19 protein-coding genes are annotated in these 17,860 nt (G+C 46.1%); 3 read left to right on the top strand and 16 right to left on the bottom strand.

Features of this window, described 5'->3' with window-relative positions; genetic code table 11:
* Nucleotides 1–64: 64 nt before the first annotated feature.
* The 11 genes from NO352_RS10995 to NO352_RS11045 form a co-directional block, all read right to left on the bottom strand.
* The gene (locus NO352_RS10995) at nucleotides 65–1,603 is read right to left on the bottom strand and encodes an acyl-CoA carboxylase subunit beta (protein WP_289355646.1); all 1,539 of its coding nucleotides are present in this window, start codon (nucleotides 1,601–1,603) and stop codon (nucleotides 65–67) included.
* 31 nt (nucleotides 1,604–1,634) lie between these two features.
* Nucleotides 1,635–2,417, bottom strand: coding sequence for an enoyl-CoA hydratase (locus NO352_RS11000; RefSeq protein WP_289355647.1), 783 nt, complete (start codon nucleotides 2,415–2,417; stop codon nucleotides 1,635–1,637).
* Between the two features lie 38 nt (nucleotides 2,418–2,455).
* Nucleotides 2,456–3,358, bottom strand: a complete 903-nt coding sequence (locus NO352_RS11005) for a hydroxymethylglutaryl-CoA lyase (protein ID WP_268622979.1) — start codon at nucleotides 3,356–3,358, stop codon at nucleotides 2,456–2,458.
* 23 nt (nucleotides 3,359–3,381) lie between these two features.
* Nucleotides 3,382–3,594, bottom strand: coding sequence for an acetyl-CoA carboxylase biotin carboxyl carrier protein subunit (locus tag NO352_RS11010; protein ID WP_005550125.1), 213 nt, complete (start codon nucleotides 3,592–3,594; stop codon nucleotides 3,382–3,384).
* Nucleotides 3,595–3,657: 63 nt separating this feature from the next.
* Nucleotides 3,658–5,004 carry an acetyl-CoA carboxylase biotin carboxylase subunit gene (locus NO352_RS11015; protein ID WP_289355648.1) on the bottom strand — a complete coding sequence of 449 codons (1,347 nt, stop codon included), beginning with the start codon at nucleotides 5,002–5,004 and terminating at the stop codon, nucleotides 3,658–3,660.
* Between the two features lie 14 nt (nucleotides 5,005–5,018).
* Nucleotides 5,019–6,158, bottom strand: coding sequence for an acyl-CoA dehydrogenase (locus NO352_RS11020; protein ID WP_005550123.1), 1,140 nt, complete (start codon nucleotides 6,156–6,158; stop codon nucleotides 5,019–5,021).
* 17 nt (nucleotides 6,159–6,175) lie between these two features.
* A complete protein-coding gene (locus NO352_RS11025; RefSeq protein ID WP_289355649.1) occupies nucleotides 6,176–7,465 on the bottom strand; it encodes a dihydrolipoamide acetyltransferase family protein in 1,290 nt (429 codons plus the stop codon).
* Between the two features lie 17 nt (nucleotides 7,466–7,482).
* Nucleotides 7,483–8,466: an alpha-ketoacid dehydrogenase subunit beta gene (locus NO352_RS11030; RefSeq protein ID WP_268622982.1), complete on the bottom strand. Its 984-nt coding sequence runs from the start codon at nucleotides 8,464–8,466 to the stop codon at nucleotides 7,483–7,485.
* A 15-nt stretch (nucleotides 8,467–8,481) separates the two neighbouring features.
* Nucleotides 8,482–9,495: a thiamine pyrophosphate-dependent dehydrogenase E1 component subunit alpha gene (locus NO352_RS11035; protein WP_289355650.1), complete on the bottom strand. Its 1,014-nt coding sequence runs from the start codon at nucleotides 9,493–9,495 to the stop codon at nucleotides 8,482–8,484.
* Nucleotides 9,496–9,805: 310 nt separating this feature from the next.
* The gene (bla, locus tag NO352_RS11040) at nucleotides 9,806–10,762 is read right to left on the bottom strand and encodes a class A beta-lactamase (protein ID WP_289355651.1); all 957 of its coding nucleotides are present in this window, start codon (nucleotides 10,760–10,762) and stop codon (nucleotides 9,806–9,808) included.
* Between the two features lie 231 nt (nucleotides 10,763–10,993).
* Entirely contained in the window at nucleotides 10,994–12,349 is a 1,356-nt protein-coding gene (locus tag NO352_RS11045) for an erythromycin esterase family protein (RefSeq protein WP_289355652.1), read from the bottom strand.
* A gap of 288 nt (nucleotides 12,350–12,637) precedes the next feature.
* On the opposite strand from NO352_RS11045, the gene NO352_RS11050 reads away from it, so the two are divergent.
* Nucleotides 12,638–12,889 (top strand): hypothetical protein, encoded by a 252-nt coding sequence (locus tag NO352_RS11050; protein WP_268620202.1) that lies wholly within the window; start codon nucleotides 12,638–12,640, stop codon nucleotides 12,887–12,889.
* 289 nt (nucleotides 12,890–13,178) lie between these two features.
* Nucleotides 13,179–13,574, top strand: a complete 396-nt coding sequence (locus NO352_RS11055; protein ID WP_289355653.1) for a hypothetical protein — start codon at nucleotides 13,179–13,181, stop codon at nucleotides 13,572–13,574.
* A 153-nt stretch (nucleotides 13,575–13,727) separates the two neighbouring features.
* Here NO352_RS11055 and NO352_RS11060 read toward each other — a convergent pair whose 3' ends face one another.
* The gene (locus NO352_RS11060; RefSeq protein WP_289355654.1) at nucleotides 13,728–14,243 is read right to left on the bottom strand and encodes a DinB family protein; all 516 of its coding nucleotides are present in this window, start codon (nucleotides 14,241–14,243) and stop codon (nucleotides 13,728–13,730) included.
* Nucleotides 14,244–14,284: 41 nt separating this feature from the next.
* Nucleotides 14,285–14,917 (bottom strand): class I SAM-dependent methyltransferase, encoded by a 633-nt coding sequence (locus NO352_RS11065; RefSeq protein ID WP_289355655.1) that lies wholly within the window; start codon nucleotides 14,915–14,917, stop codon nucleotides 14,285–14,287.
* A gap of 249 nt (nucleotides 14,918–15,166) precedes the next feature.
* Between NO352_RS11065 and NO352_RS11070 the strand changes: the two genes are divergently transcribed.
* Nucleotides 15,167–15,682, top strand: coding sequence for a DinB family protein (locus NO352_RS11070; protein WP_289355656.1), 516 nt, complete (start codon nucleotides 15,167–15,169; stop codon nucleotides 15,680–15,682).
* 168 nt (nucleotides 15,683–15,850) lie between these two features.
* On the opposite strand, the gene NO352_RS11075 is transcribed toward NO352_RS11070, so the two are convergent.
* From NO352_RS11075 to NO352_RS11085, 3 genes are all read right to left on the bottom strand, one after another.
* Nucleotides 15,851–16,744 (bottom strand): alpha/beta hydrolase family protein, encoded by an 894-nt coding sequence (locus NO352_RS11075; protein ID WP_289355657.1) that lies wholly within the window; start codon nucleotides 16,742–16,744, stop codon nucleotides 15,851–15,853.
* Nucleotides 16,745–16,865: 121 nt separating this feature from the next.
* Nucleotides 16,866–17,522, bottom strand: coding sequence for an MBL fold metallo-hydrolase (locus NO352_RS11080; protein ID WP_289355658.1), 657 nt, complete (start codon nucleotides 17,520–17,522; stop codon nucleotides 16,866–16,868).
* A gap of 42 nt (nucleotides 17,523–17,564) precedes the next feature.
* Entirely contained in the window at nucleotides 17,565–17,747 is a 183-nt protein-coding gene (locus NO352_RS11085) for a hypothetical protein (RefSeq protein WP_268620209.1), read from the bottom strand.
* Between the last annotated feature and the right edge of the window lie 113 nt (nucleotides 17,748–17,860).

Consider the following 17,860-nt stretch of genomic DNA (forward strand, 5'->3'; position numbering starts at 1 on the left):
TGACACGCCAAAAACAGCACCTCGCGCCGCTAAACGCTTGGTGCTGTTCGAAAATGTCGATGGTTTAAACCGGATATACCGGATGCTTGCGCTCTGAGAAGACGACAGCCTTTGATGAATAAGCATCGAAACGCTTGACTAACTCGGTACGCAGCAAATTGGCAGGAATAATTCCGTCAATAATCATTTCCGAGGCTAGCCGGTAAATATCAATGTCCTGCTTATATTCCTCACGCTTTTGTTCGATAAAGGCAGCTCGCTCGTTTTCAGGAAGCCCCGCAATTTTATTGGCATATACGGCATTAACTGCGGCCTCTGGCCCCATCACCGCAATTTGGGCCGTAGGCAATGCAAGACAACAATCCGGTTCAAATGCTGGACCAGCCATCGCATAAAGGCCTGCTCCGTACGCTTTGCGAACGATTACCGAAATTTTAGGCACGGTTGCTTCGGACATAGCTGATATCATTTTCGCCCCATGGCGGATAATTCCTGCTCGCTCCACCTTCGTGCCGATCATAAAACCGGGGACGTCGGCAAGAAATAGAAGCGGGATATGAAATGCATCGCAAAGGGTAATAAATCTGGCTGCCTTATCCGCTGAATCGAGGAACAGCACGCCTCCCTTCACCCGCGGCTGATTGGCAATAATCCCGACTGGTTTTCCGTTCATTCGGGCCAATCCTGTAATGAGCTCTCCGGCAAACAGCTTCTTTATCTCAAAGAATGATCTCTCGTCGATAATCCGATCAATCAGGTCATACATATTGAACGGGGCATTCTGATTGGTCGGGATGAGCTCTTCCAATGATTTCTCAAAGAATGGTGGTGCCACTGGTTCTGCGACCGGCGGTTGTTCAGAAAAATGGGAGGGAAAATAAGAAAGATATCGCCGCGCCATCAAAATGGCTTCTTCTTCGGTTTTTGCCAGTACATCCCCGCACCCTGAAATCGAGCAGTGCATATGAGCTCCGCCCATCTCTTCTAGCGTAACCTTTTCTCCAATCACCATCTCCGCCATTCGCGGGGATCCGAGATACATCGATGCATTTCCATCTACCATAATCACGATATCGCAAAATGCCGGAATGTAGGCTCCGCCCGCAGCCGAAGGGCCGAACAGCAGGCAGATTTGAGGGATTTTGCCCGACAATTTGACTTGATTGTAAAAAATACGGCCAGCTCCGCGCCTGCCGGGAAACATCTCGACCTGATCTGTAATACGGGCACCGGCTGAATCCACGAGATAAATCAACGGAACTCTCATTTTCTCCGCCGTCTCTTGGATTCGAATGATCTTCTCTACCGTACGCGATCCCCAAGAACCGGCTTTTACGGTAGAATCATTGGCCATTACACACACGGTTCTCCCGTTCATCTTTCCAATCGCCGTAACGACGCCATCCGCCGGAAGATCTTCTGCAGCGCAGTTAGCGAACAATGCATCCTCCAGCTCGAAACCCGGATCAAACAATAGCTTCAACCGGTCGCGCACAAATCGCTTTCCTTTATCTGCATTCTTTTGATGATAAGACGGATCCCCTCCTTTGAGAATTCGTGAAACACGTTCCTGCAGCTCCTCCGGATTGAATTCGATGGACATCCCCTATTCCTCCTTATCTGCGACATGCTTGTTACTCGCCCTTAAATATGGGAGGACGTTTCTCTTTGAACGCCTGCAGTCCTTCCAAGCGATCCTTTGTCGGAATCGTCGCTTCATATGCATGCTGCTCAATCGCCAGCCCGGTGTTCAGCCCCACTTCCAATCCCTTATCGATGGCAAATTTGGCCTGGGTCACAGCGATTGGAGCATTTCGAACAATACGGCCCGCCATTTCTAAGGCCTTATCGAGCAGGAATTCAGGCAGAGTCACAGCCTCTACCAGCCCGATGTTCCTTGCTTCTTCGGCATCGATTTTTCTTGCCGTGAAAATGAGTTCCTTCGCGCGCCCCTTCCCGATCAGCCTCGGCAGCCGTTGCGTTCCTCCAGCGCCGGGAATAATCCCGAGCGAAGTCTCCGCAAGGGCGAATGTGGCGGTTGTAGAGGCAATCCGAATGTCACAGGCCAACGCCACTTCCATTCCCCCGCCAACAGCGGCTCCGTTCATAGCGGCAATGACAGGCTGGGGCAAGGCTTCTACCTCATTGATGGTCTCGCGAATCAAAGAAACTGTTTTGCGTACCTGGTTCATGTCCATGCCTGCGCGTTCTTTTAAATCGGCCCCTGCGCAAAATGCTTTCTCGCCAGCGCCCGTGATTACGATACAGCGAACAGTCCGATCCAATTTACATGCCGCTGCCGCATCACGCAATTGTTCGAGCATCTTGATTGATAACGAATTGGCGGCTTCCGGCCGGTTCAACGTGATGAGCACAATTCCATTTCCCCTGTTAGAAACTAATACGGCTTTTTCCATGATCGCTCCTCCTTCCCTGAACCAAATCATGCACCTGCTTATTCGTTCGAGCTGTCGACCTGTAGATTCCGGCTCGGCAACGTTCTTCCGATCTTCTCCTGAATGAAGCGCGCCGCGGAGAGCAGCTTTTCCTGATTTACCCCCGTCTGAATCCCCATCGCATCCAGCATGAAAAGCAAATCATCCGAAGCGACATTGCCGGAGGCTCCAGGGGCATACGGGCACCCTCCCAGTCCTCCGACAGAGGCATCGAATGTTGTGATCCCCATGTCCATGGACACCAGAATATTAGCCAGTGCCGTTCCACGTGTATCGTGAAAGTGCAGAGCCAGTTTCTTGGCATCAAAACGCTTTAGAAGCATATCCAATACGTCTTGTACCTGCTTTGGATTTGCAATGCCGATTGTATCCCCTAGAGATAACTCGCTTATCCCCATTTCGAACAACGTATCCGATACTCGGATGACCTCGTCGATAGAAACAGGACCTTCATAAGGACAGCCAAAGACCGTTGATACATAACCGCGGACTGACTTTCCTGCGGAAAGAGCAGCTTGCACAACTTCTCGCAGAATGGGAAAAGTAACGTTTATTGACTTGTTTATATTCCTTTGATTATGGGTCTCGCTGGCAGACATAAAGACGGCCGCTTCATCCACGTTGGCTTCAAGTGCTCGCTCTAGACCCTGCCGATTCGGAACGAGCGCCGAATACGTAATGCCAGGCATACGCTTAATTCCTTTTGCAACTTCAGCGGCATCTGCCAGCGCTGGAATCCACTTCGGATTCACAAATGAAGTGATTTCTAAGGATTTCATTCCGGTACCGGACAATTGGTTGATCCAAGCGATTTTATCTTCTGTTGCAACGAACACCTTCTCATTTTGCAATCCGTCCCTTGGACCTACCTCTTTGATCGTCACACTCGCCGGCCAGTTCATCTCCCCCAACCCCCAGCATCCGTTTAATCCAACTCGATCAACAGCTCTCCCTCATCAACAAAGTCGCCTTCGCTCACGTTGACCTTGTTTACCGTCCCTCCGGTGCCAGATGTAATGGAAATCTCCATTTTCATCGATTCCAACACAACCACATTTTGTCCTGCCTCGACTTGATCCCCAGGCTTGACAAGAATCTTATATACATTCCCCGCCATAACCGCCACGATTTTGCTCATCTGAATAACCTCCTTTTTTACGAATAGCCTTTCGGTAACTCGCCGAGGCCTTATCCAATCAAGTCATGTCTGCTTCAGTACATATTTCGCAACAAAGCCTGTTGTTGTATTGCCTGAACGAAATGCCGGATGCGCGAGGACTTCTTGCAGCATTGGGATGTTTGTCTTGATACCTTCAACCTGATACTCGGCCAGCGCCTGTTGAAGCCGATCAATCGCTTCATTGCGATCCTTCTCTTTGACGATCAGCTTCGCAATCATCGGATCATAGAAGGGCGTGACCACAGAACCATCGTGTACAGCCAGCTCATGGCGGATTCCTTCTCCTTCAGGTATAGAAAACTTTGTAATTACTCCTGGAGATGGGAAGAACGTCTTCGGATCTTCCGCATAAATCCGTACTTCAATCGCATGGCCTTCGCGTTTCACATCAGATTGACCAAAGTTCAAAGAATGTCCTGCCGCAATTCGCAGCTGCTCTGCAACCAAGTCCAAGCCGGTAATCTCTTCTGTAATCGTATGCTCCACCTGCAGACGAGTATTCATTTCAAGGAAATAGAAATTTTTGTGCTCGTCGACTAAAAATTCGATCGTTCCGGCATTCCGGTATCCAATCGATTTAGCCGCCCTAACCGCCGCTTCTCCCATTTTTTCTCGCATGAGTTCATCCAAAAAGGCAGAAGGAGCTTCCTCTACGACTTTTTGATGACGCCGTTGAATGGAACATTCCCGCTCCCATAAGTAGACGGTATTCCCCTGGGCGTCAGCCAAAATCTGAATTTCGATATGCCGAGGATTTTCCACGACCTTCTCTAGATACATGGCCCCATCTCCGAAGAAATTAGCAGCACGCTTCTGGTTCCCTTCAAATGCTTGCTTCATCTCCGATTCGTTATTTACGATTTGCATGCCGATGCCGCCACCGCCGGCCGAGGCTTTCAGCATAACCGGATAGCCGATACGGCTGGCTGCCTGTGCCGCTTCTTCCGCATCCGCTAACGGGCAGGAAATGCCGGGGACAACAGGCACGCCTGCCTGTTCCATGCTGTTTCGGGCTTCAATTTTACTGCCCATACGGGCAATGACATCTGCTGATGGACCGATAAATACGATACCGGCTTCCTCGCAACGGCGTGCAAATTCCGCATTTTCCGAAAGAAGTCCGTAGCCGGGGTGTATCGCATCCGCTTTTGAAAGAAGGGCGATTTCTAAAATTTTGTCAATTTTTAAATAGCTGTCTGTTACTTTGGGATTTCCGACTTCGTAGGCCTCATCCGCCATTTTGACGTGAGGGGCTTCTTTATCCACTTTCGAGTAGATGCTGACGGTGGCAATGCCCAGCGTTTTGCAAGTGCGGATCACTCGAGCTGCAATTTCGCCTCGGTTGGCGATTAGAATCTTTTTGAACATAGTCACGATCCCCTTTAACAACCGATCTGGCGTGCAATGACCATTCGTTGCACTTCCGAAGTTCCTTCCCCGATCTCAAGCAGCTTGGCGTCCCGGAAGAACCGCTCAACCTGGTATTCTTTCATATATCCATAACCGCCATGGATCTGAACGGCTTGATCGCACGCCTTCATGCATATTTCCGAAGCAAATAATTTGGCCATTGCCGCTTCCTTCTTGAACTTCCTGCCTTTATCCTTAAGCCATGCCGCTTTATACACCATAGTGCGTGCCAGTTCAATATTCATGGCCATGTCGGCCAGCTTGAATTGGATGGCTTGAAAGGAGGATAAGCTTTGTCCAAACTGTTTTCTTTCTTTAGCATATTGGAGTGATTTTTCGTAAGCCCCTTGGGCAATTCCAACCGCCATCGCTCCGATACCAATTCGGCCTCCGTCAAGCGTAGCTAAAAATTGCTTGTATCCATGTCCTTCTTTCCCTAGAAGATTTTCTTTGGGAACGGTTACATCTTGTAAAATTAATTCCGTTGTATTTGAAGCGTGCAGCCCCATTTTTTCGTAATTGTTAATGACCGTAAATCCTGGCGCATCTGTAGACACGATAAACGCACTGATTCCATCCGTCCCTTTGGTGCGATCGGTGACGGCCGTGAGCGACAGGTTTTTGGCAAAGCTTGCGTTGGTAATGAAGCATTTGGAACCGGAAATGATCCACTGGCTCCCATTCAACTTCGCTGTCGTTTGGGTTCCGCCTGCGTCGGAGCCTGCATTCGGTTCCGTCAGTCCAAACGCGCCCATGTATTCCCCTGTACAAAGAGGAGTTAAGTATTTTTTCTTTTGCTCGTGCGTTCCGAATAAATGGATTGGTGCTCCGCCTAATGAAATATGAGCGGAATAGGTAATACCCGTAGATGCGCAGACCCGGCTTAATTCTTCTACAGCGATAGCAAAGCTAATGGTATCCGCTCCCCCGCCGCCATACTGTTCGGGAAAAGGAAGACCCATGACGCCTACCTTCGTTAATTTATCGAAGACATCCTTCGGAAATTGCTTCGTACGATCCCGTTCATCCGCGCCCGGTGCAACCTCACCCTCCGAAAAATCGCGCATCATTTTTTTGATCAAGGCCTGTTCTTCGGTTAAATCAAAATGCATGATTTCATCGCTCCTTTTTAATAAAGTCCGATGTCCGTGCCGTAACTTTCAATCTTTTGCTTGACTCTCTTCAAGAAGCGGCCGCACACAAGACCGTCCAAAACCCGGTGATCCAAGGAAAGACAAATGTTCATCATATCGCGAACGGCAATCATGTTATTGATGACGATCGGACGTTTGACGATGGCTTCCATACTTAAAATGGCTACCTGCGGTGGATTGATGATCGGGGCTGAAAGCACGGAGCCGAAGGAGCCTGTGTTATTCACGGTAAACGTTCCGCCAGTTAGATCCGCCTGCGTTAACTTGCCTTCTCTCGTTTTCGTGATCAATTCGTCTATCGCTTTGGCTAGACCGAAAATGCTTTTCTGGTCGGCGTCCTTAATGACCGGAACGAATAAGGCATTCTCGGTGGCTACGGCAATCGAGATATGAACCGTTTTTTTGGCGATGATGTGATTGTCTGTCCACTGCGAATTTAAAATAGGGAATTCCTTCAGAGCTTCCGCTACTGACTTAATAAAGAATGGCAAATAAGTGAGATGGAGTCCTTCTTTTTTCTTAAACTCGTCTTTGATCCGGCTGCGATAACTAACCAGATTCGTGACATCGCATTCCACCATAAGCCATGCGTGCGGGATTTCCTGCTTGCTTTGTACCATTCGTTTGGCTATCGTCTTGCGGACGCCGGTAACCGGGATCATCTCGTCGGTTTGATGAATGGTAGCATGTAAGACAGAACATGCATCAATGGATTCGGACGGCAGTGAAATAGCGGGAATTGATGGTGCCCCTTGTGATAACGACTGAGATGGAGATTCTTTTTGCGAAACTGGGGAGTCTTTGGGTTGTTTCTTTCCTTGTACGATTTGCATGATGTCTCTCCGGGTGATGCGTCCCGCAATGCCTGATCCTTCTATACGGGAAAGATCGAGGTTGTTGTCTTGCGCCAGTTTGAGCACGGCTGGCGAATAGCGCTGCTGCCTGGCTGATTGTACGGTAGTATCAACGGTTTTTTCATATGGGTCGGCGGCAGTTGGCTTGGATTCACCCGGTATGACCGCTTGTTTTTCCTCCTCAATACAGCAGAGCAAAGTTCCTACTGCTACCGTTTCGTCTTCTTGAACGACAATTTCGGTTATCGTGCCGCTAAAAGTAGAAGGAACCTCCGCAGTCACTTTATCTGTCAGCACTTCGCATACAGGATCGTATTTATTGACTTTATCCCCGACGTTGACGAGCCACTTGGAAATGGTTCCTTCCGTTACACTTTCACCTAACTGGGGCATAACGATTTTCTCAGCCATATTCTCCTCCCGTCGGATCACAATTCAGCCAATTCTTTCATGGCCTGATATACTTTATCCGGGTTGAGCATGAAGAACTTTTCCATTGGCAAGCTGTAAGGCATAGCGGGGACGTCCGGAGCGCAAAGGCGTTTGATCGGAGCATCCAGTTCATAGAGGCATTCCTCTGCGATGATCGCCGCGACTTCAGCACCAACGCCGCCTTCCTTGTTGTCTTCATGAATAATGAGCACTTTTCCGGTTTTGCGAGCAGCCTCTACAATAGCTTCCTTGTCCAGAGGATATAGGGTGCGCAGATCCAGAATGTGAGCGCTGTATCCATCTTTGGATAGCTGCTCTGCCGCTTTTAGCGCAAAATGCAAGGTTAGACCGTAAGAAATAACGGTGATGTCTTCCCCTTGCTGCTTAATATCCGCCTTCCCGATCGGCACCGTGTAATCCGAGGCCGGCACTTCTCCTTTGATCGAACGATAACATCGCTTATGCTCGAAGAAAATAACAGGATCTTCATCGCGGATGGCCGCCTTAAGCAAGCCTTTGGCATCATACGGAGTGGAGGGCGTGACCACTTTTAAGCCAGGAATGCAGCAAAACATCGCTTCTACGCTTTGTGAATGATAGAGGGCTCCGCGAACCCCTCCGCCATAAGGGGCACGAATAACCAAGGGACAGTTCCAATCTCCGTTGGAGCGGTATCTCATTTTGGCTGCTTCATTCACAATTTGGTTGACGGCAGGCATGATATACTCGGCAAACTGAATTTCTGCAACTGGCCTCATTCCATGAGCAGCCGCTCCAATCGATACGCCTGCAATGGCCGCTTCCGATAGCGGCGTGTCGATAACCCGCTGTTCCCCGAATTCCTCATGGAATCCCTGTGTAACCCGAAATACGCCCCCACGCACTCCGACGTCTTCTCCTAATACAAATACCCTGCTATCTTGCTGCATTTCCTCTCGAAGAGCTTGGGACACTGCTTCAAGATAAGAAATTACGGCCATTTCTCCTCACTCCCCTTATTTTGCATAAACGTGCTTAAGGGCATCTTCCGGAGCTGAATCCGGGGCATACTCCGCATATTCCGTAGCCTCATCGACTTCCATGAGTATTCGATCATGGATCTCCCTGTCTGTATGTTCATCCAACAGTCCCGAATGTTTCAGATAATTGCTGAAGGATACGAGCGGATCCTGCTTCCTGGCCTCTTCCACTTCTTCGCGGGAACGGTAGGATCGATCATCGTCATCGCTTGAATGCGGGACTAAACGATAGAGCACCGCCTCGATAAGCGTAGGCCCTTCTCCTCTTCTTGCCCGATCGACCGCTTCTTTCGTGACCTTGTATACTTCTAATGGATCATTTCCATCCACACTGATGCCGGGAAACCCATAGCCCTTTGCCCGATCCGCGATGCTTTCGCAAGCCGCCTGCTTGGAAAACGGAACCGATATGGCGTACTTGTTGTTCTCGCACAAGAAAATGACAGGCAGCTTGTGCACCCCCGCAAAGTTCGCCGCTTCATGAAATTCCCCTTGGTTGCTGCCGCCGTCCCCAAAGGCTGTTAATGCGACTAGCTTTTTTTCTTGCATTTTTCCAGATAAAGCGATTCCAACTGCGTGCGGAATTTGGCTCGACACGACACTAGAGCCCGAGAGAATATTCCGGCTTTTGCTGCCGTAATGACCCGGCATTTGGCGTCCGCCGCTCGTTGGATCTCCTGCCTTTGCGAAAGCGGAAAGCATTAATTCCTGTGCTGTCAGGCCGAAAGCAATAACCATACCCATGTCCCGATAATAGGGACACAGATAATCTTTCATTTGATCCAACGCGTATGTCGCCCCTATCTGTGCTGCTTCATGACCTTGGCAAGAAACGAGAAAAGGGATCTTACCCGCACGATTCAGCAGCCACATCCGTTCATCTACTTTCCGCGCCAAGACCATATGCTGATACATTTCAAGAACCTGTTGATCTGACAACCCCAGTGCTTGGTGCCGGTTCTGGACTTGACCATTTCCGATGTTATTCATATCGTATCCCTCCGACAATTGTGCCGCTGCATACTGCGGTTTCCTTTATGTTACATACTGCCATTCCAATCGTGAAATACAAATAGTGCATAGTAACGATGCAAAAAAAATATAGTCATTTGAAATGCTTCAGATCTTAATCATTGCAAAAGAATCATATTCAAACGGTTACAGTAACGGGGGATGTTCAACAGGAACCATGTGAAAATAAAAACACAGCGCCTTTGTCGGCGCTGTGTTTTTTTAGTCTGATACGATGAGGTACGACCATAATAGATAGCATTTTATAAGGAATGGAGCAGCAAAGGGGTCACTGGAGAGCTTTCATTGTAACCTTAGCAGCCTCTGCAATCAGTTCGTTATGATAGGCAGCATCTTTCTTATCGCGGCTGGATAGAACTGCAATGATAATAGGTGCTCGATTTGGTGGCCATACGATGGCGATATCGTTTCGTGTTCCGTAGCCTCCTGCTCCTGATTTATCGGCAACTTCCCAATCTATTGGAACGCCAGCGCGAATAAGCTTGTCTCCGGTAGCATTTCCGCGCATCCAATTCATTAGGAGATTTTGTTTATCGGCCGGGAGCGCATTTCCGACTGTGAAAGCCTTCAGATCATCAGCAAGCGCTTGAGGTGTGCTTGTATCACGAATGTCTCCAGGAGTAGCCTCGTTTAATTCTGTTTCATAACGATCCGCGTGAGTAACCTGATCACCAATTTGTCTTAGCGCTTTTTCGATTCCTTTTGGTCCATCTAGTTCTTTAAGAAAAAGGTTGACTGCCGTATTATCACTGAAACGAACGGCAGCCTCTGCAAGTTCCCCAAGTGTCATTCCCGTATCCACATGCTTCTCCGTGATCGGTGAATATTCAACAAGATCATCTTTTGTATACGTAATAACTTTGTCAAGCTGCTCAATTTCGTTTTTCTGTAGTAGAACTCCTGCTGCCAAAGCCTTGAAAGTAGACGTATAAGCAAACCGTTCATTTGAACGATAAGTGATTGTCTGGTTCGTGCCTGTATCGATCGCATAAACGCCCAGTCGAGCATCATACTTTTTCTCAAGTTGAACGAATTGCTGATGAGCTTGATTGGCAGGCTTGGGTATTTGGTCGTTTTTTTCTTTTGCTTCTGCCTGTAAGGATACCCCAGTAAACAAGTTGACATTTGTAAGAGACAAAGATAATATTCCGACGAAAAGCGCTATTTTTCGTATTCTGGTATGTTTCAAAAAGATCCCTACCTTCCCTAGTTTGTTTCCATTCATGTGTTTTCACCACATTGATCGTGTTGATTATAAGATGTGTAGTTATTACCAGCTTAACAAGCGTTCCCTAGAATTACAAATCTATCTGCCTAGATATGGATTGTAAACGAGTTTATGGATGACATGAGGCTGAAAATATCCTTATTTTTAAAATAGAAAAAAGTGCCTATATGAGCTCTAGGCACTTTCTATTTATAATATTTAAATTTATCGCCTCTATATAGAGACGGATTAGAACTTGGTTGTAGGTTCCTTCACTTTATCGAAGACGATGATACCGTCGAACTGTTCTTTTGGAACGAATCGCATTGACATCGGCTCAATAATCTCCGACGCCATTCCATCCTCCGCTGCATAGATCGGCTTGAACATCCATAAGTTGCTCTGCTTCGGGGACTTATGCTTGGAAAGATCGGCATATGCAATTTTATACCCGCTTCGCATCATCAACTCTTCCAGACTTCCCTTCGGCATTGGCTTAATATCGAAGAGCTTCTGCGTCGTAATGGTGCTTGCCTTGCCGCTGTTCATATAGAGCCCAATGACATAAGCTTTATCCTTCAGCTTCTTATGGAGCAGTTCGCCCATGCTGGTGAAGCTGCCGATCCATTTTCCTTGCTCTTTGGTCTGAATCTTAGATGTATTCTTCGCTAAATGATCGTTATGTGCCCATAATATCACTTTTTTGCCGGGATACATCACCTTCATTAGCCATTCGACATTGTCAGCCATAATTCGGTCGCGGAATTCATAGCTTTCCTTCGTATTGCACATCCCCATCTCGATGAACTTTACTCGATCTCCGAGCGTCTTGATCGCAATATCCACCATATTCGGGTTGGCTGGATAAGCCGCTGCGAGCTCCTTCTTGTGCTCTTGGATAAATTGGATCAAAGCGTTATATTTTGGCTCGTACGTTTCCTTGACCTTCTTAACGGCTGCCTTTGCCTCTGGATGGCCATCTTCCATGCCATATTCATTAAGTACCTTATACAAATCCGTCATGGCTTGCATCTCGAAGTTGAAATACTGCTGGCCTTGCTCCTTGTCCACCTTGGAAATCCAGCCGGCAATAAACTGTGTAAGATAACCTGAGGTGAATTGCATGTCATAACCTGCGAGATGGAGCGGGTTTTTGGTTCCCTGCGACTTCTTTATGTATTCGAACAGATTCAGCGTTTCCTTGGAATGCCAAATTGGAAAAATAGAACGCTGCATCATCTCTTTCGGGGTCAAGTTGCGGGCATTCTCGCTCGTCATGAAAGCATCCCCAAGTCCGGATTCAAATGCGATCACGTCAAACCCCATCTCTTCGTGTAAATACTTGATCAATCTTGTCTTCATGCTGCTGTATTCTGCAACACGGTGGAAATTCTCACCGAGACTGACGACCGTCTTGTCCTTCAAGATCGGCTTCAGAAACTCTAAATCTTTATAATTCGATGACGTGGTCGATGTAATCTCCCTTATATTTCCCTTCACTCCGTCATTCTTTTGCGCTGCCGCTGAGGCATTGAACGGGGATAGAATGAGCGTAAACGCCATACCTAGAGCTATTAATCCTTTTAATCGTTGTACTGCTTGCATGATGAAAATACTCCTCCTTAGAAATCCATTCTCGTTACTCTTTTATATGCAAAGTCATCGTAACAGGAATTTCTAAGGAAAGTATAAAGTTGGAGTTGCTTCATTCATTATCAAATAATGTCCTTGTAACCCGACGACTTAGCAGTCAGTAGCCCTTGTTTCTTTTGCCATCCTCCATTTCCATTCAGCTTATACTCGATATCAGAAGCGTTTTTCACTTACTATGATACGAACCTAGGCAAATGAAGTTAGATTAGCATATATTGCTTGACAAAGGGGGGAATAACTATGACTTCTAATAAAAGGAAAATAGGTAAAACACGCAAAGGCATTGCAATTATTTCACAGCGAAGACCGCCGTTATGTATAGGCTGTTCACAGTATGCCCTGACTGCAATCAACGGCGCGATCAAGGATTTACGAGCGGCAAAGCGATTTCTTTCCCTTGGGAGATTTGAACGGGCTGAAACTGCTCTAGCTAATAGCCTCCCAGACATTGCCAAGGCAATTCGTAATATTAATCGTATAGAACGCCATTAAAAAAGAGACGGTTTGCCATACATATGGTAACCGTCTCTTTTTTAAAAGGAATATATTTACACACCTTTATTAAGAATAATCCTCCCATTAGTATATACCCTCCTTGGGGCGTCTTTCCACGCCCTTAAGGTCATTACTTGCGGCACGGTTCCCGTGCTGTCTGTAACGACATGTGAAAAGGCCATCCTTTGCCAGATGGCCTTTCTTTTTAGAACATGATCGTACTCTCTAAGAGTAATTTACTGAGTACTGGTAAAGCTATTTGAAAATGAAGGTAAGGAGAATCCTTATGACTGAAAAACCGATAATTGTTTACTTTAAATCACCGGAACAAGCGAAGAAAGCTTTGGATCAAATGAAGAGTGAATTTGAAGTAATCGAGTCCGAAATTGATCGTTTTGACGGGTACCCTGGAAGTGGGTATGACCCCAATAACCCTATTACTGGAGATATTCCAAGTTTGGGTTCGATTACACTCAACGGCAACTTTGGACGCGATTCCGGTATTTTAGCTGCCACAAGTACAAGTGCAAGCGGTATGAGTTCTGGTGGGACGATGGTATCTGGCTTTGATATTATACTCACTGCAATTGTTGACAAAAATAATGGCGATAGGGCTATGCAGATTGCAAAGGAATGCGGTTGTTTGAATCTGGAATCGAACATAAAAGTTCAAGAGGGTTAAAGGACTGACCCCCGTAATTGCACGGAAGGAATTAGTGCTAGTGATTATCCCTTCCGCAGCTTAATGAGGCCACCCGATTGTTCCCGCGGCAGCCTCGTAATGTTTTAAATAGAGCTATCGTCTCCTTTTTTTCAAGATAAAATTATCACGTGCCTATTCCAAATACCGTTCCTTCAGCACACGCAAATGATGCAGCTCATGCCCTGCGATCGTATAAGCAAGCGCACGAGCGGATATCGTCATGTTGTTCGTGGTGCCTGTGCGAAGCGCAGCTTCATCGGTAAGACTACGCAGCAGCGTCAACGTCGCATGGCGGACGGCTTGATAGTCCTCCAGCAGCTCGGACATTGGCATTGAATCGAATGCGGAGCCGTTCATGAACTGATTCTCATCGAATTCCGGCAGAGGAGTCTGATCCCCTCTTGCAATGCGCAACAACCGGTATGCCATGACGCGTTCCGTGTCAGCGATATGACCGAGCACTTCCTTAATAGACCATTTGCCCGGCGCATAGCGATACTCCCCCTGCTCCTTCGAGAGGTTCGAGATGAGTTTCGTCGTTTGCTCTAGCTGCTTACCTAGCATCTCCCGCAGATCCCCTGCCGGCACCTGGCCAATGTAATTTGCAAATGCTTCCCCATACTCTGTCGCAAGTGGCTGTGTTACCATGTTCCCTCCGCTCCTTTTCCAAAAATCATTTTTTACGAACTTTATCTAGCTCCCTTTTTACATTTTATCATTACAAAATTCATAGCAGGCTTATTTTCCATCACTTTATTCGGCTCATCAATCTCTGAAAACTCGATTAGTCCATACTTCCCAAATTCTCGTTTTACTGAATTCGAATCATAGAAGAACATTTTGACGCCATCCATAATCTCAAATCGATCTTGACTCAGTTCTCTGCCCTTGCCATACATGGGAGCCTTTTTTGTAACAGCAGTAAACATCATATATCCATTGGGATTTAACTGATTATAGCAATTTTGAATTAATTTTTTCCGCTCACAACTGTTCAGTAAATGAATCAGAGCATAACAGAATATGCCGTCATATCGTTTGTTATCAAATGGCATATTCGTCACTGAACCATGATAAATATTAGCAGTAACCCCGTTATTCCTAGCTAGATCAATCGCAGTTTTTGATATCTCAATACCTGTTACTTGAATTCCGTTGTCTGAAAAAATCTTTGCATTTCTCCCATAACCAAAACCAGGTATCAATATGTCCTTAACTTTCTTTTCAAGGAAAAAATTCTTTGCCAAAATAGCGGAGTTAGAAGGTTCTAATCCCCACATCATTTGTTTCTCTATAAAGCTTGCTTCCCAAAATTCTGTCATATTTATCTCCTCTGTATTTTATTTATGCGAAATGATTAATATATATTACAGACATTCAATATCTGTAATTACAACATGGAAATCCACATTAGGACTAAGTGCAGCCAATTCACCGTTAAGTTTTTGCTTTAGCCATTACTTTTGAGCGTATAAAGCTATTAAAAAGATATTATAGATCTTATTTGTCCATTATTGTACAGATGCTAATGATTCTAGTCAATCTCACTATCTTTGAAGGAGACGATTTGAATGAGGAATCTTCCAGTAGAAATGTATAACTACCACACATGGGCGAATCAAACGATCCTAAATAGGATCAATGAACTTCCGTCTTCTGTACTAAGTCAGGAAGTGAATAGCTCCTTTCCCACCATCGCCCATGCCCTTAGTCATATTTATACGGTTGATAAGATGTGGTACATGATTTTAACAGGTACGGATATGCGGGAGGCGCTGCCAGCGTGCATACCGCTAAATGAGAAAATCCTGAATTCTGTGGAGGAATACGCTGAAATCTATGCCAAGTTATCGGAACAATATAGAGAAACCTTCCGAAGCCAAGCTGATTTGGAACAAACGATATTGCTAGACAATCCATTTGCTGGAATTCGCCAAATACGCTTATCGGAAATTGTACTGCATGTGGTCAACCACGGAACCTATCATAGGGGCAACTTGTCAACAATGCTGCGTCAGTTGGGCCACGCATCGGCCATGAACGACTATGCTCTTTTCTGGTACCAGAAACCAGCGGAATCCGTATAATCGCTTTCTCTGCAGGATGCGGTAAATCGAAGAGAAACCAACGGGCCGACGCGAAATGCGTTAGCCCGAACAGTCTGCTCAAAAATGTTCCCATACATCAAATAAGATGTCTAACTCAGTTATCCCTTAGCGTATTAGCGAAATCATTCTTACAGAATTGCAAACTGATTACTTACTCTCCAAGAATCTCGTAATTTCAGCATAAAGCTCCTCTTGAAACTGTATTCGATCAAAGCCAGGAGGATCTTGTGAAGGGGGAAATGATGGCGAAACCATCGAAGCTGGAAATGGGCTCAAAAAGGAAAAATGTCCGGCATTTTGCACGGTTCTATATTGAACCTTATCTCGGTCAGCAACTCCATTCATAATAATTTGCGCGTGAAAAGCAGGCGTGAACGGATCTTTTTCGGCATCAAGCATTAAGATCGGAATGTTGATCATGCGTAACGCTTCTTCGGATTGAAACCATACCGATGCTGGCGCAAGCAGTACAAGCGACTGAATACGGGGATCCGGCATAACCTCAATGCGCTGCGGTTGACCATCCGGTGACTCATGTGGAAATGAGGTTGGCTCGCCGCCTGCCGCTGCCAAAGCAGTGTATCCCCCGAGCGAATGACCGATAACCGAAACATCATTTGGTATAATTTTTTCTGCAAAGCTCTCATTTTCAAAAAACCAATCGATGGCCATCCGAATATGTCTTGGTCTGTTCGCAAGATTTTGCATCGTACCTTCCAAGCTATTATCATTTCTGTTATTGAAGGGGTGTTCCGGCATTCCTATGATAAAACCATTACGCGCTAAATGCTGGGCTAACATGCGATATGCGAAAGGAGTGCTGCCAGTACCGTGAGAGATCAGCACTAACGGGAACGTTCCTTCCAAGACCTCCGCATCACTTGCTAGCTCGGTCGGATAAGGCCCTAATTGAATAGTTTGTTCTGCAGTGCCTGTAGGATACATGATCCACATTGGAAACGATATGCTCAGAGCATTATCGGATATTTCTACTTTACGGAGCCCAGCATATCCGGGCTGTTTGATTTCATCTGTATTCATAGGTGTTCCCCCTGAGATATTAAGGATATAGGCTCGATTGCCTCCATGGAGCTAACATACATATTCTATGCTGTAATTCATGATATCGTTTTTGAACTATTTTGCGAAATGGGATGTCATTCTATTTTAACATTCGAATTTGATCATTTATTTTTCCCCTGCTCAGTCCTCCGTGATAACATATAACAGATTCAATGTGAAACTCCAAGTACTTGTTCACCGATAATCGAGCTTCCTCGATATTGAGAGTGGTTGGCTCATGAATGCCTGTGAGTATTCCGTTTACACTATACATCGAATCGCCAGCAATTAATGTTTTACTTCTTTTTACATACAAGCTGATATGACCGGGAGAATGTCCAGGAGTGTGAACGATTTGAATTCCCCCGCAAAAGGGAAGTTCCTGACCGTCGATTACCGTGTTGTCTACCCTACCTTTGGGGGGATTTTTAATTTGTCCATCTTTGAGGAGAGGGAGTTCCCCTTGAATATAAGGCTGATCCAATTCGTGTGCGTATACTTGAACATGATCGCTGCACTCTCGCAAAATGTCAGGTAAACATCCAATATGATCAATATCCTGATGTGTCAAAATTACAACGTTAATCTGATCAAGTGAGACTCCTACTTTCTTCATAGCCGCTTTTAGATCTTCGATTTGTCCTGGAAACCCGGTATCTATTAATACCGCCATTTCCTGATCCCACAAAAGAGTTGGATGGATGGTATTCCCGTGAAAGTTCAGCTCAAGCATGTATAGGCCATTCGAAATTTCCACGTTTTTCAGCTCCTTATCAGCAAAGTGATGTAAGCATTCTTGCTAGTCGTCAGACCCGACAAGCTCAATTCCCAGTCGCATCTGCTCCGCAGCGCGGTGGCATACACGCCTTGCTACACTGCTCCCCTGTTCCGCAGCCATTGTTACTTGCGGGACGAACTGCCTGAACTGTTGATCGCGCTTCATCAATAATTCTTGATAGTTTAGAATAAACCTTCTTTTCATGACCCTAGTTTGCATATCGTTTTAATTGATAATTGTCGCGAGATGGAAATTAGATTATTACATTTCCATAATAAAGGAGAATAATCCAATAATAAGTGAAATAAGTTTATATT

Source organism: Paenibacillus sp. S-12, assembly GCF_030363895.1.
GTDB classification, from domain to species: Bacteria; Bacillota; Bacilli; order Paenibacillales; family Paenibacillaceae; genus Paenibacillus_B; species Paenibacillus_B alvei.